Source organism: Paenibacillus sp. FSL R7-0331, assembly GCF_000758645.1.
Classification (GTDB): domain Bacteria; phylum Bacillota; class Bacilli; order Paenibacillales; family Paenibacillaceae; genus Paenibacillus_AQ; species Paenibacillus_AQ camerounensis.
Window position 1 is genome coordinate 4,936,686 of sequence record NZ_CP009284.1, and the last position, 25,504, is coordinate 4,962,189.

The window sequence follows — 25,504 nt, forward strand, 5'->3', positions numbered from 1 at the left end:
TACGCTTTGCACAAAGACAGAGAATCAAGGATGAAGAGAGGATGAGATTAACGGTATGCTGCAGCTTAAAAATATCTCCAAAAGCTATACCACAGGCAGTTTCACGCAAACTGCACTTAATGATGTAAGTCTCGATTTCAGGAAAAGCGAGTTCGTGGCCATTCTCGGGCCCAGCGGCTCAGGTAAAACAACCTGCCTTAACATTATCGGCGGGCTTGACCAATATGACAGCGGTGACCTGATCATCAACGGAACCTCGACCAAGAACTTCAAGGACAGCGACTGGGATGCCTACCGCAACAACAGTGTCGGTTTTATTTTCCAGAGCTATAATCTGATCTCCCACCTGAGCATAACCGATAACGTGGAGATGGGGATGACCCTGAGCGGCGTGAGCGCCGATGTCAAACACAAGAAGGCTGTAGAAGCGCTGGAAAAGGTCGGGCTGAAGGAGCATATCCACAAAAAGCCGGGCCAGCTGTCCGGCGGCCAGATGCAGCGTGTTGCCATTGCCAGAGCACTGGCCAACGACCCTGACATTATTCTCGCGGATGAGCCGACCGGCGCACTTGATACCGTGACCAGCGAGCAGATTATGGAGCTGATCCGGGAGATTGCCAAGGACAAGCTTGTTGTTATGGTTACCCATAACCCGGAGCTGGCAGAAGCCTATGCCGACCGGACTGTCCAATTCAGGGATGGTAAGATGATCTCTGATACCAACCCTCCGGCTGATCTTAAGACTAACACGAATTATCAGCTGAAAAAGACGGCAATGAGCTACTTTACCGCACTTAAATTATCCGGTAAAAATATCTCGACCAAAAAATGGAGAACGGCGCTGACTGCCTTCGCCTCCAGCATCGGGATCATCGGAATTGCACTGATCCTGTCCTTATCGAACGGGTTCGACAAGCAGATCAGCAGCTATGAATCCGGTGCTTTATCCAACTTCCCTGTGACGATCAGCGAAACAGCCGCGCAGATTGATATGTCCAATCCTCCGGGAGCACAAGCGGAAGCGGCTGACAGCAAATGGACCGAGTTCACGGATGCAAGTGAAGTTTATCCATATGATCCAACCGCTAACACCGTCCTGCATTCAAATGTGCTCAGCAAGGAATATCTGGATTACCTGGACAATATCGATCCAGCCTATCTCGACGGAGTATCTTACAGCCGCAAGGTAAATATGAACATTCTCCGTTTGGATGGCGAAGCCGCTGTCCCTGTAGACACAGCCAGCCTGAATTTCACCTCCTATCCGGATAAGCCGGACGGTACAGAAGGCAGCTATCTGGCAGACTACTATGATCTGCTCGCCGGCAGTCTGCCTGAGCAGCCGACTGATCTGGTAATGGTTGTCGATGAATACAACCGTATGAACCAGAGTATTCTCGAAGCCCTCGGTCTTGATTTTAATGCAGCTAACCTCAACTTCGATGATATTGTCGGCCGGGAGTTTAAGCTGATCTATAATGATGATTATTATACTAAAGCAGACGGGATGTTCAGCCTGAACGGCAACGCCGCCGATCTGAGCGAGATGTATAATGATGCTAACGCGGTTACCCTGAAGATTTCCGGAATTATCCGCAAGCAGCAGGATTCACCGATGTCCACCATGTCGGCAGGAATTGCTTATTCGGACAGCCTGTCGGAACAGTTCATTGAGAATGCACAGGGCTCAGCCATTGTGCAGGCCCAGGAGCAGCAGGATCAGGTGAATGTACTGACCGGCAAGGTGTTCTCCCAAATCGGCGGAATTGATATGAGCGGTATGGGCATGGGTATGGGAATGGGCATGGGCGGCTCAAGCACAAGCACCGACCCGGGCAGTGCAAATTCCAAGGAAGCTGCGCTTGCAGCACTTGGCGCTGTAGCAACACCATCCTCAATCTCCTTGTATCCGAAGGATTTTGGGGCGAAAGAGAATATTGTTGCTTATCTCGACAAATGGAATGAAGACCACAGCAATGAAGAACTGATTGTGTACACCGATTTGGCTGCAATGGTAACGAGCCTCTCCAGCGGGATTATGGATGGAATTACGATGGTCCTGGTTGCTTTTGCATCCATTTCACTGGTCGTATCCCTGATCATGATCGGGATCATCACCTATATCTCCGTGCTTGAACGGACGAAGGAAATCGGTGTGCTGCGTGCCCTCGGTGCGCGCAAGAAGGATATCACCCGTGTCTTCAATGCAGAGACCTGCATTATCGGCTCGCTCTCCGGTCTGCTCGGTATCGGGATTGCTTATCTGCTGACCATTCCGGTTAACCTTGTGCTGAAGTCACTGACCGACCTGTCGAATGTAGCTCAGCTTAATCCGCTGCATGCCTTCGGACTTGTTGTACTCAGCGTTGGGCTGACCATGCTGGGCGGCTTCATCCCCGCCAAATTCGCAGCCAAAAAAGATCCAGTCGTGGCGCTGCGCAGCGAATAACTCTTGCCATACAGGAAGCCGGTCTTGGACCGGCTTCTTTTTTTATTTATAATGAAGAAAAAACGAAGCACTGGAGTATAAAAAATGAGGAAGTTCACGAATGAAACCGCCAAAAAAATATTGGCAAATGAGATCACTGTACAGACCTTGCTGCAGCAATATCCGGAGTATAAGGAAGAGGTGCTCCGCGAGCTGGGTGAGATTAAAAATAATGCCGGGGCTAATGTCATACAGGCCGTCATCGACCGTTATACCGCCAGCGCCAAAACTGCCAATGCCAAAATCAGCAAAAGCGGGATGAATGAAGTCACCGTGAATGCTTTTCTGCCGAATATTATTAAAGCCCGGTTTGCCATCCACCTGCTGGAGCAGCTGAATGTTGCCGTATCCGCAAACTCTGGAGGCAATGTCCGCTTTAACCGCTGGGACGGAACGATCCTGCAGAAGCTGCTGTTCCGTAAAGGATTTGAGCGTAAGCCGGTATCCCTTCCCTTGTTCCGCTTTTTCTGGAGGCTCATTAAGGACAAGAAGATTCTGATGCCGCTCGTGGGCAAAAAGGGGATTTACTGTTTCTACTCCAAAGAGCTGATTAAGGAGCTGGCAGTGCTTACAGGTGGACACAAATGCCTGGAGATTGCAGCGGGCGACGGAACGCTAACACGCTTCATGAATGAAGCCGGCACGAACTGCACAGCCACCGATGATTACAGCTGGAAGCATTACATTGATTACCCTGCGTTTGTAGAGAAGGCAGATGCTAAGACAGCACTGGCCAAATACAACCCTGAGGTCGTGATGTGCTCCTGGCCTGTTCCCAGAAATCCCTATGAAAGACATGTGTTCAAGACGGATTCCGTACAGCTCTATATTGTGATTGGAACCCGGAACCCGCAGACAACCGGTGACTTCGAGGCTTACCACAATCCCGGACCATTCAGCATGGAGCTGAACGAACGCTTATCCGCACTCATTCTGCCTCCGTCGGGCGACAATGCAGTGTACCTGTTCAGACGGAAACCGGCGGGAAATCTCTGAACCTTACATACAGGTTTAGCCGCCGGCGTATAACTGCGCAAATAGAAACGGCACGCCGGCTGATGCCGGCATGCCGCCCTTGCTCCGCTTGACCTGTCCTCCGACGACATTGCCTGCGCAAGGCGCTGCTCTCTCTTTCGGCTGACAAGGGCGGGATTTGTGAGGCTCCCCGCATAACCGGTGTTATTGTCCAGATTGTCAGCAGCTACTGATGCAGGAAAGCAATTCACAATTCAAATTTACCCGTTAACCGGCATTTAAAACGCCATTTCTGTCTCAGGATATTTTACTTGAGAGGTTCTGCGCCGCTGCGGGCGCAAATGGAATAGCAAAGGCAAAGGTACACCCTTTGCCACTGGTCTCCTTCAGCCACACTTTACCGCCCATAAGCTCGGCCAGCTGTCTGCAGATGGAGAGTCCGAGCCCCGCTCCGCCGTATTTACCCGGAGAACGATGCTCATGAATCTGTGAAAAGGAGCGGAACAGTATATCCTGCTGGTCAGGAGGCAGTCCGATTCCTGTATCCTTCACTTCAATGGACAAAGTGACATTCTCCGGGTGAAGGCTTGCATCCAGAACAGTGAGTCTGACCTCGCCCTGTTCGGTGAATTTCAGCGCATTGCTCACCAGGTTCGTTACAATCTGGGACAGCTTGGGGCTGTCACCCAGCAGCAGCGGACTTTCCGTGCTGTCGTATACCGCATGCAGCCTGATCCCCTTCTTCTCCGCATCGGCTGCGAACAATTGCAGGACATGAGTAATGACATCCCGGATATTAAACGGGCTAAGCTCCAGCTTCATCGTCCCGGCTTCCATTCTGGAATAATCAAGAATCTGATCCATCATCGTCAGCAGATTGTTACTGCTCTTCTCAATGACATCGATGTAAAGCGTCTGTTCCTCGGTCAGCTCGGTTGTCTTCAGCAGGCTGGTCATGCCGATTACCCCGTTCATCGGGGTGCGGATTTCATGACTCAGCACGGCGAGCAGATTTTTTTTGTCCTCAAGGACCCGTTCAGTCTTCTCCTCTGCAGTCCGTAACTGATTAAGTGCCGTTTCCATTTCCAGCAGGTTGGTGAAAAAGGCCGACAACGACACCAGCAGCTCCACATCCCGCTCCTGATACTGATAGAATCCATGGTCAAACGAGCACAACGAACCGTAAAACTCCCCTTTTTCGTTACGGATCGGCACTCCGATGAAAGAGCATCCGCCGACGAACTCGGTCGCATCCATATCCTTGGTCAGCGGATGGGTCAAGTTATTGTCTATTACAAGCGGTCCCTGTGCATGTTCGGTGACAAGAGCACAATACGACTCCTCATTGTCTACCACCAGCCCCTCGACCAGCATGATTTTATCCCGGTTAAAGGACTTGAGCACTTTAGTCGAGAGGCTGTCCAGATTGGCAATACAAAATGTATTGGCCGGGATAAGCCTGCTTGCAGTATCCATCACATTTGCCGCTGACGTGTATAATTTGCCGGAAATAACCGACAACACATCGATGTAATCTGTTTTCAACATCAATCTGCCCGTCCTTTCATTAGTTATATAAAATAGGATTCAATTAATCCCAGTTCCTGTGGTCGTTGATCTCCCGTTTCTCCCGGAAAGCCTGTTCCAGATCAATATCCAGCTTGTTCGCCAGATCAAAAATATTCCAAACCACATCATACATCTCATAGCCCAGATTGGCTTTACGTTCGGCATCCGGATGAAAGGAGACGGACAGCACCTCTTTGGACAGTTCACCGACCTCCGTCATCAGATACAGCATCCGCTGCTCGATAGTGCTCGTATCAAAGCCCTTCATTTCACTAAACTTTCTGACATACTGCTGAAACGCTGCTGCATCCATTTCTTCCGCTCCCCGCCCATTTTCTTCTCTCTATTCTACAAATCTCATTTCATTATACATGAAAAAAAACGCAGTACCCGAAAAAGCGGGCCCTGCGTGAAAACTTACTATTCATTTTTCTGCTGCGGCTGTGGCCGCGAGTCCGGAAAAATGCAGACTCACTCAGCCAATCCAAAATAACGCTCAGCATTATTATAGCAGATGTCCTGCACGATGCCGCCCAGGAAAGGCAGGTCGCGCGGCGCTTCGCCGCTGGCCACCCAGCCGCCGATCAGGTTGCAGAGAATCCGGCGGAAGTATTCATGGCGGGTATAGGACAGGAAGGAACGGGAATCGGTCAGCATCCCGACAAAGCAGCTCAAGAGACCCAGATTAGACAGTGAGGTCAGCTGCTTGATCATGCCGTCCTTCTGGTCGTTGTACCACCAGCCGGAGCCGAACTGGACCTTGCCCTTGATCCCTTCGCCCTGAAAAGCGCCGATCATTGCCGCCAGCACATCGTTCTGCGCGCCGTTCAAATTATACACAATCGTCTTCGGCAGCTCACCTGTCCGGTCAAGCCCGTCCAGCAGCTTGTATAGACGCTCGGCATAGCTGTGGTCGCCGATGATATCAAAGCCCGTGTCCGGCCCGAGCTTCCGGAACATCCGGGTATTCGGGTTGCGGAGCGCTCCGATATGCAGCTGCATCGTCCAGCCGTGCGCTGCATACCCCCGGCCCATTGCCAGGAACAAGGCCGTTGCATACTGGTCACATTCCAGCTTGCTGAGACTTTGTCCGCCGAGCCGTTTGCTGAAGATCGCTTCAAGCTGAGAGGAGGATGCCTCCTCAAACGGCAAATCGGTGAAGCCGTGATCCGAGATCATGCAGCCGTGCTTGCCGAAGTATCCGATCCGCTCCAGCAGGGCGCGTTCCATCAAGGCATAACTGGTAATCCCGTACCCTGCCGCCTGCTCCAGGCTGGCCAGATAGGCCGGGAACGTCTCAGCCCCGATTAACATGGCCTTATCCGGACGAAAGGTTGGCGTGACGCCGGTTTTGAACTCTTTTTGCGCGGCTAATTCAGCATGGTGCTTGAGGTCATCCGCCGGATCATCGGTCGTACAGATCCATTTCACGTTAGAGCTTGTGATCAATCCCCGGGCCGTGAAGCCGTCTGTCGCAATAAGCTTGTTGCAGTGGTCATAGATCTCCCGCCAGTTCTGCGGATTCAGCTGCTCTTCGATACCGAAGTAGCGCTTCAGCTCCAGCGCAGACCAGTGGTACAGCGGGTTGCCGATTGTATAGGGCAGTACCTCGCTCCACTTGGCGAACTTCTCTTCATCTGAAGCCGGGCCGGTGATATAATTCTCCTCCACGCCGAAGGTTCTCAGCGCGCGCCATTTATAGTGATCCCCGCCCAGCCAGACATCGGTGATGCTGCTGAAGCGTTTATTCTCTGCTATGGCCTGCGGATCAAGGTGACAGTGATAGTCAATGACCGGCAGAGCCTTGGCATACTCGTGATACAATATCCACGCTTCCTCAGACTGCAGCAGAAAATCCTCCTGGATTAATCCCTTCATTACGTATGCTCCCCGCCTTTAATTCACGTATTTCTCAAGTGTGCTTCTTACAGCTCCCGGTCCGGCCAGCAGCTCGTAGAACATGCCTTCAATCTTGCCGCCAAGGCCGATGTCATACAGCTTCACGCCGAACAGCTGCTCATCTTCGAGAATAGCACGCACATTAGAGCTGGTGTCGCCCAGCTTCACACCCTGCAGATGGCTCTGCAGAGCTTCAAGCAGCGGGTCAGGACTGAGCGTAAAAGCTTCGCCTTTATCATCCACAGCCAGCAGATAACGGCACCATACCGCAATAGCCAGCGGAATAGCAGTCAGGTCAGCCGGGTCCAGATCCTCCCTGCGGACATAGGACTTGATTGTTTCTCCGAAGCGGATGCCCACCTTCTGCGAGGTATCTGTCGCGATCCGCTGCGGCGCATCGGGAATGAAAGGATTGGCGAAGCGCTCTTTCAGCACCTCATCCAGGAACTGCTTCGGGCTGATAATGCCCGGATCAACAACGACCGGCAGCCCTTCCTTGTAGCCGATAATCTCAACCAGCTTGCGCAGCGTCTCGTCCTTCATCTCATCAGCGATCAGGGTGTAGCCGAGCAGACAGCCGGATACGGCAAGTGCCGTATGCAGCGGATTAAGGCAGGTGGTAACCTTCATCGTTTCAATATTATTGACTGTATCCCGGTCGGTGAAAATAACCCCTGCCTGCTCCAGCGCCGGACGGCCGTTCGTGAATTTGTCCTCAATAACCAGATATTCACTGATCTCGGCATTAACAAACGGTGCAGTATAGGTATTCTTGGAGGTAACAATAACATCCATCTCGCCGATCCCCTGCTCCAGCAGAGCAGCCTGGACGGTTTCGGACGGGCGCGGTGTGATTTTATCGATCATCGACAGCGGGAAGGTAATCAGCTGCTCATTCAGCAGGTAGTCCACGAAGCCCGCTTCCACCGAGCCTTTTGCCGCCCATTCCTTGGCAATTGTAACGATCCCGTTCTTCAGCTTATCGCCGTTATGCGAGCAGTTATCCATACTGACAAAAGTCATCGGGTACGCGCCCTTCAGATAACGCTTGTATGCAAGGGCAGCCACGATGCTCATCGCATGAATCGGCTGCTCCGGCCCGCCGGCGATATCCTTCTCTACAATGCCGAGATATTGGCCGTTCGGCCCGGTCAGGGAATAGCCCTTCTCGGTAATCGTGAAGCTGGCCATCTGCAGGCTCGGGTTCTCAAAGATTTCAGTCAGCCTCTGGTCGTCGGCTTCACGGGTTTTGTCGGCAGTGATGCCTTCCGCGATGCTGCTGACCACTTTTTTCTGGAAGTCGCCGCGCGCATTCATCAGCACCAGCAGAGTCAGATTGTCATACGGCTTGTAGACCTTGTCGATCATCTCAAAATCAAACGTCTCCGCTGCAATGATCCCCGTGTCCGCCGCCCCGCTGTCGAGCAGCTTCTGATGGGCATTTGCCACGAATCCGCGGAAGATGTTGCCTGCGCCGAAATGCACCCATTCCGGCTTCTCCAGTGTATTCTTCGCTACTGTGTCATAGTCGAACTTGGGAAGCTCGACACCGGCGGCTTCCCAGGAGGCCGCTTCATTCCGGATACTGGATCGGGTCAGGCGCAGCATGTTACTTCGCCCCCTTTACATTCTCCAGGCTATCCCATACGCCAAGCAGGTACATAATACCCATCGCTCTGTCGTAGAGACCATAGCCCGGACGGCAGTTCTTCTCTTCTCCCCACAAGTGGCGGCCGTGGTCCGGACGGACATAGCCGGTAAATCCGCTCTCATGGTAGGCCTTAACCACTTCAGCTACATCGACACTGCCATCTCGGCCGCGGTGGGACACTTCGATAAAGTCCCCATTGTCGAATACCTTAACGTTACGGATGTGGGCAAAATAAATCCGGTCATGGAACTCGCGGATCATCGCCGGCAGATCATTCTCAGGATTCGTGCCGAGCGAGCCTGTGCAGAACGTCAGTCCATTGTAGGGGCTGTCTACAGCATCCAGCATCCGGCGGATGGAGTCGCGGCTGCGGATAATACGCGGCAGTCCAAAGATCGGCCAGGCCGGATCGTCAGGGTGAATAGCCATTTTGATATCCACCTCTTCACATACCGGCATAATGCGCTCCAGGAAATACACCAGATTCTCAAACAGTTTATCTTCCGTCACATCGGCATAAGCCGCGAACAGGTCATCGAGCTTAGCCAGACGCTCCGGCTCCCAGCCCGGCATCGTGAATTCCCCTGCGCCTTTGAGGATGCGGTCAACCATATCGCGCGGATTATCGGTAATGGCAGCCTTTTCATAAAAGAGGGCGTTCGATCCGTCCGGCAGCTCCTTGTACAGCTCCGTACGTGTCCAGTCGAACACCGGCATGAAGTTGTAACAAATCACCTTTACGCCGACTTTTGCCAGCTTGCGGATCGTATCAATGTAAATGTCAATGTATTTATCACGGGATGGCAGACCGATCTTGACATCATCATGGACGTTAACACTCTCAACTACTGCAGTGCTGAAGCCCTTGGCTGTAATCTGATCCGCAACCTTCTGGATTTCTTCCATCTCCCACACTTCACCAGCCACCTTATGATGCAGCGACCAGACAATGCCCATTACCCCCGGAATTTGCCGGATATGATCGAGAGTAACATTGTCGTTCCCTTCGCCGTACCATCTCCATGTCATGTTCATAAATAAACCCTCCTTATAATGTTAAAAGCGAATGACACCATTGTGCCCAATCAGGCTTATAGAGTGATATACGCGGGAATCCAGTGCAACAAAGCAGCTGGCACGACCGGACACAAACGCCTAGCAGGCCTGAGGAACAATCGAATTCAGCGGATCTGAAGCGCAACCCCATCCAGCGGGCCTGAGGTACAATCTCATCTTGTATACAAGTTTGACTTGATCATAATTTAAACTTTATAAAGTTGTCAATAGCCAATTAGAAACGCTCATGTATACCCTTACAACAGTGTTAATTGAGGTTTTTATCACAAGGTTCCTGATTGTGTTCTTTTTTAAACCTTTAGCATGATGTATACTAGACATTAAAATATAACAATGGAGCAAAAGTAGCCATGTCAATCAAAGAAGAAATCATGAAAACACTAAAGCAGGAAATTCTCACCCTGACTCTGAAGCCGGGCGCTATCCTCAGTGAGACAGTTCTGTCCGAACGGTTCCAGATTTCACGGACTCCGCTGCGTGACGTGCTGAAGCAGCTCAGCCTTGAAGCTTATATTGATATCTACCCGAAGAAGGGGAATCTTGTTTCCTATATTGATCTGGAATCGGTGGAGCAGATTATTTTTCTGCGGAGTGTGCTGGAGAAGGAGATTATCAAATATCTCTCGGAGCATCTTGCGCTGAAGGGCGTGCATGAGCTGAAGGACATTCTGGACCGGCAAAAGGCCGTTATCCTTGAAGATGCGGCTACCGAGCCGTTCCTTAATCTGGACGATGCGTTCCACGCCGCCTTGTTCCGGCTGGCCGGACGGGAATACCTGTGGAATCTGATTCAGCAGTCCAATGTACACTACGTCCGCTACCGCAGACTGCACATGCTGAGAAAAGAAAAGCTGGAGGAAATCTGGGACGAGCACCAGCGCATCCTTGAATACATGACCCGGCGTGAAACCGGCAAGCTGGAGGCGCTGATCCACCACCACCTGCGGGAGGATATCAATTCCCTCTATCTGCAGGAGAATTTTGCGGATTATATCCGGGGCTAGAGCGGCAATGAATGATCCCTTCAGGGAACATGTTGGTTGAATGATGAGAAAAAGAGGTGCAATTAATGAGTGAATTTACATACGGCAATATTATTAGAGCAGTTGACAAAACAAAGCTGATCGGGAACCTGCCTGCAGGCACACCCACTCTTAAGCTGAGCGAGGAATGGATTGCGTTCTTTACATCAGAAGACGGGGAGTTTGCGGCATCACAGCAGCTCAAGACATTATCAGAGCATTGTCCGATCTTGTACTTTACCCATTTGGAGGATCATGGCTGGGGGTTTGAACTCTTCCATAAGGGGGAGGTTGTTTCGAATCTTCAGGTGATGTATGAGTTAATAGACTATGAGTTTAAAGAATTAATGGAGGAATATGAGGATGTAGACTCCTCCATTTTTGATGGATACCTGAATCAAAATCCTCGTCCCGAGGCTTTTAGAGTATTCGGACTGAAGGAAGAGCAGATACAATCCATTGAAGAACTCCTGGCCGGCAATCTTGCGTTTGATGAAGAGGAGTTCGCTACTGTAGAGCAGTTCAAGGAGTTACTCGGGATCGAAGCGATGAGCTGGATCAGATACGAGCGCACAGATGATCGAGAAGAAGTGGATTACATATAAGGTTCGTATCCAATAATAAACAGCGGCCGCCCGGGACGTCATTTCCCCCGTCCATGGCAGCCGCTGTTTCAATTTCGCCTAATGCCCGTTGCCTTACTCTCCGCTTCCATCCCCGCCACCCGGCAAAAACCGGAACCACTGCAGGTCAAAATTACTGCCCGGCAGGAACAGGAATGTCACAGTCTGTGCACCGTACACTGGCTCAAGCATAAATTCCTGCACCGTATAGCTGTCCGATCCCCGGAATTCAACAAGCTGCTTCGAGTCGCCGTCCGGGCTGCTGAACAGCAGATGGACCGTATTGTTCGCAAGCTGGGAACGCCCGCAGATCTGCAGCCGGACTGCTCCGCGCTCACCAAAATCCATATCCTCATAGATCAGGGACACATTGTTGCCGATTCCCTCAACCGCATTCTCCGTGACAGAGAACGTATCGCCGTATATCCGGCTGTTCTCCAAAGCGCCGAGACTGGCGAAGGCTTTGTGCCGGCGGGCGAACTGGAAGCCCTTAAGGTGAATCTTCTTCTGCAGAGCGAAGGATAATGTCACAATTCCGCTCAACCGCTTAGGCAGCCTGTAGCTCTCCTCCTGGTATTCATTCCATTGTGACGGCTTCTGGTAGAGCACGGTATCCAGCAGCACTGCACCGGACTGGCCGGGAATGCCCTCCCAGATCCCTATCTGATATTCCTCACTGTCCAGTGCGAATATAGGCAGTGTCATTTCATCAGCACCGTAACTGCCGAAGTCGATCCGCTCGAAGCAAATCAGGCTCTCCCCTTCACGCGCCGTCGCTACGCCGCGTTCATTGCCGTTGGTCAGATTGTAGCTGGCACTGCTGTGATAGGCTGCGGAGACAAACGCATACGGATTCAGATACGCCTGCCCGAAGCCACTCAGCTTAATCTCCATCTGCGAGTAGAGCCGGATGCTGTCTGCGCCGTTCCGCACTCCGCAACGCACAAAGACATCGCCGTCGCCTAGCGCAGTGATCAGCACTTCATGCCCGTTCACCTCAAGAGAGCCGATATTGGAATCCACCCCGGCTGCATTGGTGATGCGCCACTCCACATCTTGATAGGTTGCGTTCTCTGGGTGCAGCTTCACCCGCAGAGGCAGGCCGGCCCTTTCCGGGGTCAGCAGCGTACCTTCAGGGCAGAGGATCTCCAGCTTCCGCACCGGCACCTCAGGCAAGACCCCGCTGCTGGCAGAACCCGCTTCCAGATCGGCTCCCCGTCCGGCTTCCAGCGGACAATCCGCATAGAGCACCTGCTCTTCCGCTCCCGCAGCAGCCGCCACAGACTGCAGCACAATCTCTGCACCGGCAATGCCTGCCGACTCCGCGCGCAGCGTAATTGCCCCCGGGTCCAGTGTTCCGGCAATAATCGCCAGCAGCTTGCCGCTGAACATCCTGCGGCTTGTGCCTTTGTAGGCATCGTAATCGGTGCTGTCCCCGTTATCCAGGCCGACCAGCCGTCCCGGTCCTTCAATGCTGAGCTGCACCCGGTTATTGGCGTTCTCGACCGGCAGACCCGCTGCATCTGCAGCAGTAACCGTGACGAAGATCAGATCCTGCCCGTCAGCAGCAAGCTCCTGCTTGTCTGCTGCAAGCACAAGGGAGGCGGCATCGCCGAAGGAAGCACGCTGCTCCGAGGCTATTACCTGACCCTGATCATCATAGGCATCGGCCCGGAGAACCCCTGCCCTGTACGGCAGCTTCCAGTTCTCTACCAGCTGCAGGCCGTGTTCATGGTCAATATCATAGGTCCCCTGCGACACGTCATCCAGGAACAGCTCAATCCGCGGCGCATTGGAGCAGACACGCACATCAATCAGCTGCCCTTCTGAGAAATCCCAATACGGGAAGATATGAATCATCGGGGAAATGCGGTAATCCGTCCATTCCGCCTGATAAATATAATAAGAATCCTTCGGGAACCCGGCGGTGTCCAGCTGCCCGAAGTAAGAGTTCTTGGTATGATACGGGGTCGGCTCCCCGATATAGTCAAAGCCGGTCCACAGGAACTGTCCCAGGGAATACTTGGCGTCCCGGTCACCGGTGATGCAGGTTTCTGTATTCTTCGCTCCCCAGCTGGTTGAGCTGTTGCCAAGTGCCGAACATTGCTGATCATCGTCGGCAAGCACGGGCTGGTCCTGCGGAAAATGATAGATACCCCGGCTCTGCACCGTCGAGCAGGTCTCACTGCCGTAGATAATCCAGTCCGGATGCTCCGCATGATGTGCATCATAATATTTCTCGCCGTAGTTATACCCGGCAACCTTGACGATGTCTGCACATATCTGTGCATTCTCCCACGGCATATAGTTCGAGCCGATCGTTACAGAACCGTTGCCGCGCGGGTCATGCAGCAGCACCTCATCCTGCAGCATCCGGGTAACCTCCTGGCCCCGCTCGCCGGCATGGGTATCATAGATTTCGTTGCCGATGCTCCACATGATCAGGCTCGGACGGTTCCGGTCGCGCCGGACCCAGCTGGCAATATCCCTTCTCCACCATTCCGGGAAAAAACGGGCGTAGTCGTAAGGCGTCTTGCTGCGCTCCCACATGTCAAACGCCTCCGAAACGATCAGCACGCCCAGCTCATCGGCCAGCTCCATCAGCTCAACTGCAGGCATGTTATGGGCGGTGCGGATGGCATTCACGCCCATCTCCTGCAGCAGCACAATCTGCCGGCGCAGCGCTGCCATATTAACTGCTGCCCCCAGCGCCCCAAGATCATGGTGCTGGCACACCCCGTTCAGCTTAAAAGAGCGGCCGTTGAGGAAAAATCCCTTGTCACTGTCAAGCTCCACTGTCCTGAAGCCGAACCGCTCACGTTCCACCTGGACAGTAGTCCCGCCGGCCAGCAGCTCTGTCTTTAGCCAGTACAGGCTCGGACTGGCAATATCCCAGAGCGCAGGCTGTTCCACTGTCAGCCGGCAGTGGGCATGCACGGTTCTGCTGCCGTCCGCCACCAGCACTGCGAACTCCTCCTGGGCCACTGCATTACCGTCGCCGTCCAGCACCGTATGACGAAGCCCATATGCCACCTTTTCCCCGTCAGCCGCAAAGCTCTGCTCATTATCCAGCGTCCGGACGGCAGTGTCGCCAAGCACCAGCTCTGTGTCCACATCCACGGTCCAGTCTCCGGCGTCCCCCGGCCGTGCAGCAATGTAGATGCCGTCAGCAGCAATATGACTCAGCGGATATTCACGCAGCCACACTGAGCGGTAAATGCCTGCACCGGAGTACCAGCGGGAGCCCGGCGATTCATGGACGACCCGCATAACAATGCTGTTATCGCCTTCCTGCAGATAAGGCGTAATGTCAAACTCAAAGGTGGAATACCCATATTTCCACTCCCCTGCCTCCTGTCCGTTTACATAGAGTGTAGAATCCATGTATACGCCTTCAAACCGCAGAGACCAGCAGCGCTCCGGCGGTATTGTATCCAGAGTTAGCGTCTTGCTGTACCAGCCCTCCCCGTTCTCATAGAGCGCATTCGTATCGTAGATCAGCCAGTCATGCGGCAGGGTAACCGGCATCCAGTCGGCTTCCGCTATTACATTTGACAGCCTTGAACCTAGTGGCTGCTTGCTGAACTGCCAGCCCCCGTTTATTTTGCGTGAAGTGTTCATCATATGTTCTCCTCCTGTATCCATTCTCTCCGTCAGCTTCCTTCAGGCCAAAATTCAGCGCTTCAGATACCGCTCATAGGCTGCCTGCTGAATATCCAGCGCCCGCTCAATCCCCATGTCCCGCATCTGCTGCACAGATTTGTCGTAGTGATCCACCGGTTCGGTGCCGAGGATGATTTTGAGCTCCGCCTCCTTCACCAGGGTATTGATGTCGTTCATAATGCTGCCCAGCTCGTCGGATTCCTCGCCTGTCGGCGTAACCGGAGGGAGCAGATGGCGCTCGTGGTTCGTATTCTTCCAGATGTCGAGGGCCGCAGTGGTCTGGGCAAACTTCACCGGCAGATGATTATCCTGCTGAATCATTGGAAAGTTCGTGCTGTGCGAGTACTTGAGCATCACCTTATCACTGGAAATACCATCCGGGTTATTCGCCACAAAGTCCGTGTACACCGGCTTACCATCCTCCAGAGTGTATGTAATACCTTCTATTCCGAAGGCGTTCAGCATACTCCCCTCCCCGGTAAACGCATAGTCAAGCCAGCGCATAGCCGCCTCCACATGCTCCGTATCAGCCGAAATTGCCGCAGAGTAGGTTCCCGCATAGGCATTGTCGAGCTGGCCGAACTCCGGCGTTTCCCCCTTGGCGGCTGCAGGATACGGGGCGGCTGCAAAATCAGCCTGTTTCCCGGCAGCCTGCGCTGCCGAATTGTAGCTCTCAATGTAAAATTGCCAGCCGATGGTCGCCCCGCTTTCGCCCGAGGTCATCTTTTTATCCACAGTCGCGGCATCAATGGAGGCAAAATCCTTGTCGATCAAGCCCTCCTTATACCACTGGGCCATCGTCTTCAGATACTCCTTATACCCCGGCTCAAGATACCCGTAGACCACCTTACCGTCATTGACGTAAAAGTTGCCCATCACCCCGAAGGCCCCGGCAAATCCGCCGGTCCGCTCACCCAGGAACAACGTCCGGAGCGTCAGCGGGGCGGCAGCCTGTTTCTTGTCTTTAAAAGCGGTCAGCACCGTATGCCACTCCTCCATTGTCTCAGGCACGTCCTGGCCCAGTTCATCCAGCCAGTCCTGGCGGATAATAGGTCCGCCGTACACCCGCCCGTTCTCTGAGCGTATGAACGGAAAGGCGTAGTAGGTGCCGGCGTCGGTTTTGATCATTTTATCAATCTCCGGGTGGGCCTCGAGCGTCCGTTTCAGATTGGGCGCATATTGGTCAATCAGGTCATTGAGCTTGAGAATGTAGCCCTGCTCCACCGCTTTATCCGGACCGCCCGGATACTGCAGCCACGTATTCAGAAAAATATCCGGCAGTTCCCCTGACGCCAGCAGCAGGCTGAATTTCTGGTCACCCATCGGCGTGCCCCCCAGCTGCCTGATCCGGATTCCGGTCCGGGCTTCATACTCTTCATCTATCGGCAGACGCTCCGGTGTGCCTCCCAGCTGCTCATTCATAAACGTAAGCGTAATATCACCTGCCACCGGATAGGGCAAACCGGTTTCCGCAGACGGGTTACCCGGGGGCGTATTCAAAGCGCTTTCATTACTTAAGCCTCCGCAGCCGCCGGCGAGCAGGATAACCCCCAGCAAAAAAACGGCTGAACCTCTGGCTCTTCCATCTCTCCCACTTTTGATCAACATGATGACCTCCACTGTAAATTTGGGTCCGGTGACCGTTCTAGTGCAACATCATACGATTTCATGCACTCTCAATGTAAGCTATAACCAGCGCCCGCAGCAATGTTCAATATGGTAAATGGATTGTCATTATCATAAAAAAGCCTGCATTGTCCCGCTGCCAGGACATGCGGGCAAAACCAAAAACCTCCTTGGCTGCAAGGAGGTTCCGGCGTTAAATCACTTCAAACACCGGACGTTCCGGGATGTAGCGCACCGGCACCGCCGGAAACTGTGCGGCCAGCCGCTCTGCCAGCTGCTTCATGCCCGGGGCCTCACTTTCGGCATGCCCAAGCATGATCAAAGCCTTGCTGCGTCCCTGCTGCAGCGCATCCCTCACATATTCCGGTGTCTCCCATTCCGGGCCTTCACCGGCAATAATCAGGTCAAGCCCCTCTTCCCCGTAGAGGGGAATCACCAGCTGGCCGCCGCCCCGGTAGCCGGCCAGGATGCCTATTCGGCTGCAGGAGCCCGATAAATCCCCTGCTGCGCGCACATAGGATATCTGCAGCTTGCGCTTCACATACTCCGCGATTTCCCTGAGCGGTGCGGGCGGAAGAGTAAGAACGGACACCGCCGGACGGTGCTCCTCCACATACTCCAGCCAGCCCAGTTCAGCAATTAGCCCTTCGGTAATACCGTCCGGCGTATAGCGGTGTATATAGTCATGGAAACGGTAGATGCCTGTCTCCGTTCCGGCAATTAGCGCTGACTTCTGCCGGTAAACAGGGTCCTGTCCAAGCCAATCCCGCTGGTCGTGATGGCTGTAATAGATGCCTTCATGGGATATAACAAGGTTGGCTCCCAGAGCAGCCGCCTGTTCTATCACATATTGCGAAGCGGTAAATGCGGTGACAATTCCCCGCACCTCCGTCTCCGGTATTCCTGTTTCCAGCCTGTCTACCGTCTGCTCCGGCACGGGGATTCCGTCCGTAAGCCAGTCAATAACCGTACTGAAGGTAATCATCATGTTCATATCCATTTAGTAGATGGTACGTGACAACTGATCTTCTATACCGCTTTTCCGGTAAAAATACGTGTTGATCTGGTCACGCCATTCCTTCGCATGCGCGGCTTGGCCTGTAAGACGCTGTTCCACCTGTACATACAGATCCTCTCTTACCTTATCCTTCAAGGTCTGCCAGGAGGATAACAGCCCTTCTGCCCGCTGCGCTCCTTCAAAATGCGTATCGTAAATGTGCTGGATTACGGTTTTGCCGGAATGGAGCACATGGGTGTACGGCACATGGTGGAAGAACAGCAGCAGCTCATCCGGGCATTCCTCAAGCGACTCATAGCGGGCTGCATTGCTGTCGATGTACTGGGCGCTGTACCCGGTTCCCGTCTTCACCGTCCGGTCGACCCCGATCCCGCGGTTGTCGGCGTAATGATAGGTGCCCCACTGAGAATATTCATAACCGTCCACATTCGGCCCGTAGTGATGCTCCGGATTGATCATCCAGCCCACACCGAGCGGCGCGGTATAAGATTCATAGATTTCTAATGAATCCAGCAAAATCCCGCTGATCACATCCGCCACCTCCTGATTGCTGCCGAAGGTCAGGGCAATCCATTCAGCGGCGATGGCTTCAGCGCTGAGCCCGGGATTCCAGGCCAGACGGCCGTAGCCATACAGATTGGCCTGGGCCAGCAGATGGCCGGTCCAGTTAATGTCATTGCCGGTGTTGGACACCGCGGCAATCCCGCTGTGCCGGTTGCCCCACAGCGAACCGTCCACGATACGCTTCACCGGAGAAGCCTCCCCTTTGGCTAGGGTCTGGAACTCCAGTACTTCTTTCCACTGGGGAACCAGGTAGCAGACATGGCGCTGCTGGCCGGTATATTCCTGGGCGATCTGGAATTCAATAATCTGATTGGTCTGCTCCATTGCCCCGAACAGCGGGGAGACCGGTTCTCTGACCTGGAAATCCATCGGCCCGTTTTTGATCTGCAGGATGACATTGTCCTTAAATCTGCCGTCAAGCGGCTTGAAATGATCGTAGGCAGCTCTTGCCCGGTCTGTCCTGCGGTCCCGCCAGTCCTGCTTGCAGTTGTACACGAAGCAGCGCCAGATGACGATGCCGCCGAACGGCTCCAGCGCTTCAGCCAGCATGTTGGCCCCGTCAGCATGGTCGCGTCCATAGGTGAACGGGCCTGGACGGTTCTCCGAATCCGCCTTGACCACAAAGCCGCCGAAATCCGGGATTGCCTGATAAACTTCAGCCGCCTTGTTCTGCCACCATGTGCGCACGCCCGGATCGAGCGGATCGGCAGTACCCGCACCGCCTTCCTGCATAGGACCGGCAAAATTCACGCTCAGGAACAGCCGGATACCGTATACTCTGAACTGGTCCGCGATTTCGGCCACCTGCGGCAAGTACTCCGAGATGAACAGCGTTTCCAGCGCATGCACATTTACATTGTTGATTGCAATGGCATTGATACCTGCGGAGGACATCAGGCGTGCATAATCGCGAACCCGCTCCATATCTCCGATAAACCGGTTATTGTCATATAAAAAGGACCTGCCGGCATAGCCCCGCTCCACGCTGCCGTCAAAATTATCCCAGTGGTTAATCATCCGCAGGCCGTTGACCGGGTTGACTGCTTCATCGAGTGCCTCGATTGGCTGCAGCGTGCCCATGAGCCGCAGCAGATGGAACACTCCGTACAGCACACCAGCCGGTGTGGAGGCGCCAACCGTAATGCAGTTATGTTCTGCACTGGTACGGATGGCGAAGCCTTCGCGGCCGACCCTGCGGATGTCGGCCTCTGCAAACACGCTGCTAATCAGCGTGTTGCCGCCCCCGAAGGTGCCGAAGGCAACGAGCGGTTCTGTGTCGGTTCCGGCAGAACGCTCCGGGGCATTGGCTGCGATATTTGCCGCAGCAGCATTCTTTGAATCGCTCCCTGATTTAGTCTCAGGAGCCGCTTGCTGCACCTGCACCTCAATGCCCAGCATCGAGGCAAGGCCTCTCCGCCATTCCGCAAGCGCAGCCTGAACGGTGTCATCTGTCTCCGTAACGCTCACCGCTCCGCACCATTTCACATATTGCTCCTGAAGCTTACCCTGCGGCAGCTCAGGGTAGCTCAGCCAGGCATTGTAGCCATGATCCTGCAACAGATTGTTAATTCCGCCCGCCTCATTCATCCGGATATCTCCTCCTGCTTGTTCCTGATTATTGTTACTTAACACATTTTATTTCCACACTTGCTTCTACACACTTGATATACTCACTCAACCTGTCCGCTCTGCGCATACGCCTCACACTTCAATCCCACAGCTAGTTGCTCAGTACTCTTGCATGAACCTGACATGGTTTCAATAGGTGCGCTTTCCGCTACAACTGACTTTAGCTGCACTCTGTACAGCTATTTCGGCCATTTTTGCTTACCGAACCGCTTTAAGTGTACTCCGTACACCTATATCGGCCGACTAAGCCCGTTTAGCACGATTTCAGCCTGTTTAGCTGTACCAAATGCAGCTATTTCGTCCAAACGCGGATTTCTCCTGCTTTTAGTTGCACAAACTGCAGTTATAGAGCCTCCCTGCTCTTAGTTGCATAATCAGCTATTTAACACCGGCCTGCCGGGCCAGTTCCGTCAGCGACCGGCTGCCCGTACCTTCAAGCAGCCAGAGGATGGCTGTAACGCCGCGCGGGTAATATTTGCTGCCGCCGATCAGGCCGGCCAGAATCTGGTCACTCCAGCACCAGTAGGACAGCTCGGGATGGAGCAGCCAGCTCACGTGGGCGGCATCCGCCGCGCGGCCGCTCTCCTCCCAAGGCAGATGCAGGATCTCTCTGGCGATAAACTGAGAGAGATAGATTTTGCTGAGCCAGGAGTTGTTGCTGGTGGAGGACAGCTTCCAGCCTCCGTCAGCGAACAGGCAGACGCCCGGAACCAGTACGGTCTGCAGATGCGTGTTCAGCGCACTGAGGTACCCGGCAAACCGGCCGGCCGGATCAAGCGCTTCCTGACATCCGGTGAAGAGCGGGAAGATCAGCCCTTCAATCGCCGGAATGATGCGCGAATCGTTGTTTTCGTGAATGACAGCCGGAATGTACCCTTCGCTGTTCAGCTCTGCCGCAATGGAAGCGGCGCATTTCTCCGCCTGCAGGCCAGCCTCCGCTGCCAGCTCCACCAGCCCCTCCTGCCCGAAAAACTTCTCCAGCGCCACATACGCTGCCCAGCATTTGCCCGCCATATAAATGTTATTGCGCGACTGTCCCAGCGAGGTGTCCAGACTGTCGTAGGTGGTAATCTCGGCACCGCCCTGCGTCCGGTTGCTGTCCAGGCCCATCAGGCCGTTACGCCGCTCCTTAACCGGGTGGTCACGGTTCAGCATGCTCTCGAAGCAGGCCCGGAGCACAGGCAGCATGTTATCCGTGAAATCACGGTCCCCGGTCTGTTCAATATAGACGAGCGCCGAGACCAGCCAGTTCACCAGCTCCTCATGACTCATATAAGAAAAGCAGTCATCCAGCCCCGCCAGCTCATAGGCGGAATACTGCGGACGTGAGAACACATTGGCTACCCCGACATCGTGGGTGAAGCTGATGCCGCCCGGATACTCCCTGGTTTCGCCCGGGAACACAACCTTATCCTCATAGCTGTAACGGTCCACGAATAATTCCAGCTCATTACGCACCGTCCAGGGATTCATCACCAGCTCAAAAAACAGCTGATCCGCCGTCAGATCCAGCGTATTCATCATCCGGTATTCGCCTTCGTTGACAATCCATAGATACTTCTCCCCGTCATGCAGCAGCTGCGTGCTGCCGTAATAGCTGTGAATCGCATGCGACAGCATAAAAGTCTGGTCTGCGCTGAGCCCGGCCGAGTGAATCCAGGCATCAGCGTCCGCACAGGCAGCCGTCAGCTCAGCGAAATGCTCCAGTGCATAACCGGCCACCTCCTCAATATTCCGGAAAAAGCGGGTATACGCATAGCCGGCATCAATTCCTGTAGTCACCAGACCGCCGCGGTAAAAGCAAACCGCAAGCCGGTACGTCCGCTTTTCGCCCGCCGGAACCTCCATCAGTACCGCACCCGTGCCGCCCAGACCAAAGGACAGATTATGCTCAAGCTTGGCTTCCAGAATCTTTTCCATGGTAAATCCGAGCGCCGACTGCACGCCTTCCTCTGCACAGGCAACCGCCGTCAGCCGGCCTTGTCCGATCCCCTGAAAAGCGCCTCCGCTCGTATCGCCCAGCCTGCGCATGGAGCTGTAAGGATCGCTGCCTTCGTAGCCAAAAAAGCCTCTGCGGGCAATAGTTCCCCGGGTGTTATCGAGCGTAAGCTCAGCAAAAACCGCCGGCAGCAGCGCTGCCTTCAGCGATTCATCATCAGCCGTGGACGGATCAGGTACCGACCGGACGGGAGAGTACACCTTGAAAGTCAGGTCCCCAGCCTGCCACGTATCGCTCGCTGTTCCCAGCGTCCGGCTGATTGCCTCATCTTGAAACGCTTTCAATTTAATCTTAGCGGTCTCATCCGCTTTTTCTATATCATATCTGGCTCCGGCATCTGCCGCCTGCTCAAAAAAAGGCAGCACCTCATAGCTTTCACCGTCCGCAGACTGAAATCCGATGTACATATTCTGGTCAGCCGGCTTGCCCAGCTCCAGCCCGAGCCCCCCGTTTTTACCTTTAAAGCCGAGTGTAAAGCTTGCAAATGCCCCGATAGGCGAATGCTGGACATTATAGAATGGATTAGACTTTGTCATAATAGCTCCTCCCTGATGCAGCATGCGAGTTTGGCAGTTGATAGATTGCCTATTCTCATCCTATCACGGGGCTCTATGCCGGGAACATTGCCAAATCAGGCAGATTTTTACCCAAATCAAGCCGAACTTCGATATACTGGAAATAGACAGTGAACCTGAACAGCAAGGAGGAACCGCCTATGGCTTCGGCCTTTCTGCCGCCAGAACTCAGTCAGAATATTAGTGAAATCATTATTCCTGACGTCAAAACAACGCTGAACCTGTTCGGCATGCATCTGCGGACGGTAGGCGGTGCATGGAGTTATCCAATTCATGCCCACCCGCAGTACGAGTTCAACTATGTGCTGGACGGAGAGCAGCGGATCATTGTGAACAGCCGAAGCTATACGCAGCGTGCCGGGGATCTGGTCCTGCTGAGACCGGGCGACTCGCATTCCAGCCAGAGCGGCAACGGACGGCCGTTCACGTATTTTTGTATCCATTTTGATATCGACGATAAAATTCTGATTTCGCTCTTAAGCCGGCTGCATCATGTACTCTTTCCGGCTGACAGCACGATTGCCCATAAGTTAACGCCCTCGCTCACCAGACTTGTGGACATTTCCCATCAGATACAGGGTGACATTACAATGTCCCAGCGGATGAGGCTGCAGTCTGCCGTGTTTGACCTGTTCGGCCAGCTGTGGGAAGCCTTCTCCGTTGAGGCCAATCTGCATTCGTCCGCCAGCTATGAAAAGGTCGAGCTTGCCCATCAGATCCGCAGCCGTCTGCAGGGTCTTGTCTACCAGCAGTTCAAGCAGGATATCCAGGAAGACAGGACGCTTGGTGTCGATGACATCGCAGCTGAGCTTGGCATCAGCTCCTCGCACTGCTACCGGGTGTTCCGCCAGGTGTTCGGCCTATCCCCGAGAGAGTTCCTGTCCCAGCAGATGCTGCATGAGGCCAAGGTGCTGCTGGACGATCTCCGTCTGCCTGTCAGCCACATCTCCGCAATTCTCGGCTACCGGGATATCGCCCATTTCAGCCGCCAGTTCAAGCGCTGGCACGGCAAATCACCGCGCGAATACCGCGAAGGAGGTTCATTATGAGACAGCTGTATATGAAGCAGAAGGTATTTAGCCTTAGCGGCAAATTCACTGTAAAGAACCAGCAGGAGCAGGATGTGTATTTTGTAGAGGGCAGCTTTATGCAGATCCCAAAAACATTCTCCATTATGAATACCCGAAGAGAAGAAGTCGCACTGATTACGAAAAAGGTGTTCAGCTTTCTGCCGAAGTTTTTTGTCGAGGTGAACGGCCGGGAAGTGCTGACAATCAAGAAGGAATTTTCTTTTCTAAAAGCACGCTATGCCATTGATTCGGCCGGCATCGAGGTCCGCGGCAACTGGTGGGACATGGACTTCGAGGTCCTGCAGCACGATTCAGTCATTGGTGAGGTCAACAAGGAGTGGTTCACCTGGGGCGACAGCTACAGGATTCACATCTTGAATGAGCAGATGGAGGCCATTATGATAGCGATTGTGGTGGCGATTGATTGTGTGAAGGCTGATGATGCGGCGGCTGGCTCTTCCCAGTGATTCCATCTCTAACAAAAAAACACCTCCATGGATAATTCTATCGAACGATAGAGCTTACCCTCTTGGAGGTGTTTTCTGGCTTTCATCCTATGCGGCTTATCCTAATCCAGCCCATCCACTGACAGATCCCCGCCGTTACTGGCAATCACCTGCTTGTACCAGTGGAAGCTCTTCTTCCGGCTCCGCTGCAGCGAACCGTTGCCGGCGTTGTCCTTGTCGACGTAGATGTAGCCATAGCGCTTGTTCATCTCGCCGGTTGAGGCGCTGACCAGATCAATCGGGCCCCAGCTGGTGTAGCCGATAATGTCCACTCCGTCCTCAATCGCTTCGCCCATGGCGGCAATATGCCGCTGCAGATAGTCGATCCGGTAGTCGTCGGCTACCTCACCGCCGGGACCGGGTTCATCGGCAGCACCCAGCCCGTTCTCGACCACAAACAGCGGCTTCTGGTAGCGGTCATACAGCTGATTGGCCGTAATGCGGAAGCCGAGCGGGTCAATCGTCCAGCCCCAGGCTGACTTCTGGAGATACGGATTATCGACCGAGCCGAATACATTGCCGCTGGTCATCCGGCCCAGCACTTCAGGGTCCGTGCTGGCAGTCCGGCTGGCATAATAGCTGAAGCCGATGTAATCCACCGTATTGTGCTTCAGCAGCTCCTCATCGCCCTGCTCCATCTCAACCGTGATTCCTTTATCCTTAAAGAACCTCTTGGCATAGCCGGGATACGCCCCGCGGGACTGGACATCGATGAAGAAAAATGATTCGCGGTCTTTGTTCATGGCATCCCACACATCCTCCGGATTGCACACATACGGATAAGTCGAGCCGGCGGCCAGCATACAGCCAATCTGCGCATCAGGTATAAGCTCATGACAAGCCTTCACCGCCAGCGCGCTCGCCACCAGCTGATGATGGGCCGCCTGATACTGGATCTGCCGCTTATCCTCCCCCTCACCAAAGACCAGCCCCGCGCCGACAAACGGCAGATGCAGCAGCATGTTAATCTCGTTGAAGGTCATCCAGTACTTCACTTTGTCCTTATAGCGTGTGAATAGCGTAATAGCATACCGCTCAAACAACCCCACCAGTTCGCGGCTTCTCCAGCTTCCGTACGTCTGCACCAGATGAACCGGCACATCGAAATGCGCGATCGTTACCACCGGCTGTATCCCGTACTTTAGCAGCTCATCAAACAGATTATCATAGAACTCTAGCCCCGGCTCATTCGGCTCAGCATCATTTCCGTCTGGAAAAATCCGCGCCCAGGACACCGACACACGCAGCGCCTTAAAGCCCATTTCGGCGAACAGGGCAATATCCTCTTTATAGCTGTGATAAAAGCCGATCGCTTCATGCGACGGGTACATCAGCCCAGGCTGCGGCTCAAAAGCATCCAGCTTCCCGCCCATCACAGGCCAGCGCTGCGGCCCGGACGGAATCAGATCCACCGTGGTCAGCCCTTTGCCGCCCTCCCGGTAAGCCCCCTCCGTCTGATTGGCCGCAATTGCGCCGCCCCACAGGAACCCTGCGGGAAAAGTATATTTTGACATGTTATTATGCTCCTTCTGCTTCTGTTTCAGCTACTA

At 53.9% G+C, this 25,504-nt stretch carries 17 protein-coding genes; 6 read left to right on the top strand and 11 right to left on the bottom strand.

All coding sequences use genetic code 11. The annotated features are described in order from the left end of the window. Positions 1-55 precede the first annotated feature (55 nt). Positions 56-2,449, top strand: a complete 2,394-nt coding sequence (locus R70331_RS21395; protein WP_042178889.1) for an ABC transporter ATP-binding protein/permease — start codon at positions 56-58, stop codon at positions 2,447-2,449. Between the two features lie 84 nt (positions 2,450-2,533). Beyond that, entirely contained in the window at positions 2,534-3,484 is a 951-nt protein-coding gene (locus R70331_RS21400) for a class I SAM-dependent methyltransferase (RefSeq protein ID WP_042178891.1), read from the top strand. 276 nt (positions 3,485-3,760) lie between these two features. Here the strand turns inward: R70331_RS21400 and R70331_RS21405 are convergent, their stop codons facing one another. The 5 genes from R70331_RS21405 to uxuA all read right to left on the bottom strand — a co-directional run bounded on the left by R70331_RS21405 (position 3,761) and on the right by uxuA (position 9,617). Further along, on the bottom strand, positions 3,761-5,011 hold the full coding sequence (locus tag R70331_RS21405; protein WP_042178894.1) for a GAF domain-containing sensor histidine kinase: 1,251 nt from the start codon (positions 5,009-5,011) through the stop codon (positions 3,761-3,763). A 43-nt stretch (positions 5,012-5,054) separates the two neighbouring features. Then, positions 5,055-5,345: a MazG nucleotide pyrophosphohydrolase domain-containing protein gene (locus R70331_RS21410; protein WP_042178896.1), complete on the bottom strand. Its 291-nt coding sequence runs from the start codon at positions 5,343-5,345 to the stop codon at positions 5,055-5,057. A 158-nt stretch (positions 5,346-5,503) separates the two neighbouring features. Further along, positions 5,504-6,910, bottom strand: a complete 1,407-nt coding sequence (uxaC, locus tag R70331_RS21415; protein WP_042178899.1) for a glucuronate isomerase — start codon at positions 6,908-6,910, stop codon at positions 5,504-5,506. Between the two features lie 18 nt (positions 6,911-6,928). Then, positions 6,929-8,539, bottom strand: a complete 1,611-nt coding sequence (locus R70331_RS21420) for a mannitol dehydrogenase family protein (RefSeq protein WP_042178902.1) — start codon at positions 8,537-8,539, stop codon at positions 6,929-6,931. Between the two features lies 1 nt (position 8,540). After that, positions 8,541-9,617, bottom strand: a complete 1,077-nt coding sequence (uxuA, locus tag R70331_RS21425; protein WP_042178904.1) for a mannonate dehydratase — start codon at positions 9,615-9,617, stop codon at positions 8,541-8,543. Positions 9,618-10,009: 392 nt separating this feature from the next. Here uxuA and R70331_RS21430 point away from each other — a divergent pair, with 392 nt between their 5' ends. Both R70331_RS21430 and R70331_RS21435 read left to right on the top strand, forming a co-directional pair. After that, positions 10,010-10,663, top strand: a complete 654-nt coding sequence (locus tag R70331_RS21430) for a GntR family transcriptional regulator (protein WP_042178906.1) — start codon at positions 10,010-10,012, stop codon at positions 10,661-10,663. Positions 10,664-10,728: 65 nt separating this feature from the next. Next, the gene (locus tag R70331_RS21435) at positions 10,729-11,286 is read left to right on the top strand and encodes a hypothetical protein (RefSeq protein WP_042178909.1); all 558 of its coding nucleotides are present in this window, start codon (positions 10,729-10,731) and stop codon (positions 11,284-11,286) included. Between the two features lie 93 nt (positions 11,287-11,379). Here R70331_RS21435 and R70331_RS21440 read toward each other — a convergent pair whose 3' ends face one another. The 5 genes from R70331_RS21440 to R70331_RS21460 form a co-directional block, all read right to left on the bottom strand. Next, positions 11,380-14,925, bottom strand: coding sequence for a glycoside hydrolase family 2 TIM barrel-domain containing protein (locus R70331_RS21440; protein WP_052419307.1), 3,546 nt, complete (start codon positions 14,923-14,925; stop codon positions 11,380-11,382). Between the two features lie 54 nt (positions 14,926-14,979). Continuing rightward, on the bottom strand, positions 14,980-16,575 hold the full coding sequence (locus tag R70331_RS21445; protein WP_042178911.1) for an extracellular solute-binding protein: 1,596 nt from the start codon (positions 16,573-16,575) through the stop codon (positions 14,980-14,982). Between the two features lie 211 nt (positions 16,576-16,786). Beyond that, a complete protein-coding gene (locus R70331_RS21450) occupies positions 16,787-17,581 on the bottom strand; it encodes a Nif3-like dinuclear metal center hexameric protein (RefSeq protein ID WP_042183013.1) in 795 nt (264 codons plus the stop codon). Positions 17,582-17,593: 12 nt separating this feature from the next. Further along, entirely contained in the window at positions 17,594-19,762 is a 2,169-nt protein-coding gene (locus R70331_RS21455) for an alpha-glucuronidase family glycosyl hydrolase (protein WP_042178913.1), read from the bottom strand. 420 nt (positions 19,763-20,182) lie between these two features. Next, positions 20,183-22,339 carry a glycoside hydrolase family 52 protein gene (locus R70331_RS21460; protein ID WP_042178915.1) on the bottom strand — a complete coding sequence of 719 codons (2,157 nt, stop codon included), beginning with the start codon at positions 22,337-22,339 and terminating at the stop codon, positions 20,183-20,185. Between the two features lie 179 nt (positions 22,340-22,518). On the opposite strand from R70331_RS21460, the gene R70331_RS21465 reads away from it, so the two are divergent. Together R70331_RS21465 and R70331_RS21470 are read left to right on the top strand one after the other, a co-directional pair. Then, positions 22,519-23,427 (top strand): AraC family transcriptional regulator, encoded by a 909-nt coding sequence (locus tag R70331_RS21465; RefSeq protein ID WP_042178918.1) that lies wholly within the window; start codon positions 22,519-22,521, stop codon positions 23,425-23,427. Beyond that, positions 23,424-23,915, top strand: a complete 492-nt coding sequence (locus tag R70331_RS21470; RefSeq protein ID WP_042178921.1) for an LURP-one-related/scramblase family protein — start codon at positions 23,424-23,426, stop codon at positions 23,913-23,915. Before R70331_RS21465 ends, R70331_RS21470 begins: the two co-directional genes overlap by 4 nt. A gap of 101 nt (positions 23,916-24,016) precedes the next feature. On the opposite strand, the gene R70331_RS21475 is transcribed toward R70331_RS21470, so the two are convergent. Further along, on the bottom strand, positions 24,017-25,468 hold the full coding sequence (locus R70331_RS21475) for a 6-phospho-beta-glucosidase (RefSeq protein ID WP_042178924.1): 1,452 nt from the start codon (positions 25,466-25,468) through the stop codon (positions 24,017-24,019). Positions 25,469-25,504 lie beyond the last annotated feature (36 nt).

Bases quoted from the DNA above. Each gene is read 5' to 3' on its own strand.
- R70331_RS21395 (WP_042178889.1), top strand. From the start codon at position 56: ATGCTGCAGCTTAAAAATATCTCCAAAAGCTATACCACAGGCAGTTTC.
- R70331_RS21400 (WP_042178891.1), top strand. From the start codon at position 2,534: ATGAGGAAGTTCACGAATGAAACCGCCAAAAAAATATTGGCAAATGAG.
- R70331_RS21405 (WP_042178894.1), bottom strand. From the start codon at position 5,011: ATGTTGAAAACAGATTACATCGATGTGTTGTCGGTTATTTCCGGCAAA.
- R70331_RS21410 (WP_042178896.1), bottom strand. From the start codon at position 5,345: ATGGATGCAGCAGCGTTTCAGCAGTATGTCAGAAAGTTTAGTGAAATG.
- uxaC (WP_042178899.1), bottom strand. From the start codon at position 6,910: ATGAAGGGATTAATCCAGGAGGATTTTCTGCTGCAGTCTGAGGAAGCG.
- R70331_RS21420 (WP_042178902.1), bottom strand. From the start codon at position 8,539: ATGCTGCGCCTGACCCGATCCAGTATCCGGAATGAAGCGGCCTCCTGG.
- uxuA (WP_042178904.1), bottom strand. From the start codon at position 9,617: ATGAACATGACATGGAGATGGTACGGCGAAGGGAACGACAATGTTACT.
- R70331_RS21430 (WP_042178906.1), top strand. From the start codon at position 10,010: ATGTCAATCAAAGAAGAAATCATGAAAACACTAAAGCAGGAAATTCTC.
- R70331_RS21435 (WP_042178909.1), top strand. From the start codon at position 10,729: ATGAGTGAATTTACATACGGCAATATTATTAGAGCAGTTGACAAAACA.
- R70331_RS21440 (WP_052419307.1), bottom strand. From the start codon at position 14,925: ATGAACACTTCACGCAAAATAAACGGGGGCTGGCAGTTCAGCAAGCAG.
- R70331_RS21445 (WP_042178911.1), bottom strand. From the start codon at position 16,575: ATGTTGATCAAAAGTGGGAGAGATGGAAGAGCCAGAGGTTCAGCCGTT.
- R70331_RS21450 (WP_042183013.1), bottom strand. From the start codon at position 17,581: ATGATGATTACCTTCAGTACGGTTATTGACTGGCTTACGGACGGAATC.
- R70331_RS21455 (WP_042178913.1), bottom strand. From the start codon at position 19,762: ATGAATGAGGCGGGCGGAATTAACAATCTGTTGCAGGATCATGGCTAC.
- R70331_RS21460 (WP_042178915.1), bottom strand. From the start codon at position 22,339: ATGACAAAGTCTAATCCATTCTATAATGTCCAGCATTCGCCTATCGGG.
- R70331_RS21465 (WP_042178918.1), top strand. From the start codon at position 22,519: ATGGCTTCGGCCTTTCTGCCGCCAGAACTCAGTCAGAATATTAGTGAA.
- R70331_RS21470 (WP_042178921.1), top strand. From the start codon at position 23,424: ATGAGACAGCTGTATATGAAGCAGAAGGTATTTAGCCTTAGCGGCAAA.
- R70331_RS21475 (WP_042178924.1), bottom strand. From the start codon at position 25,468: ATGTCAAAATATACTTTTCCCGCAGGGTTCCTGTGGGGCGGCGCAATT.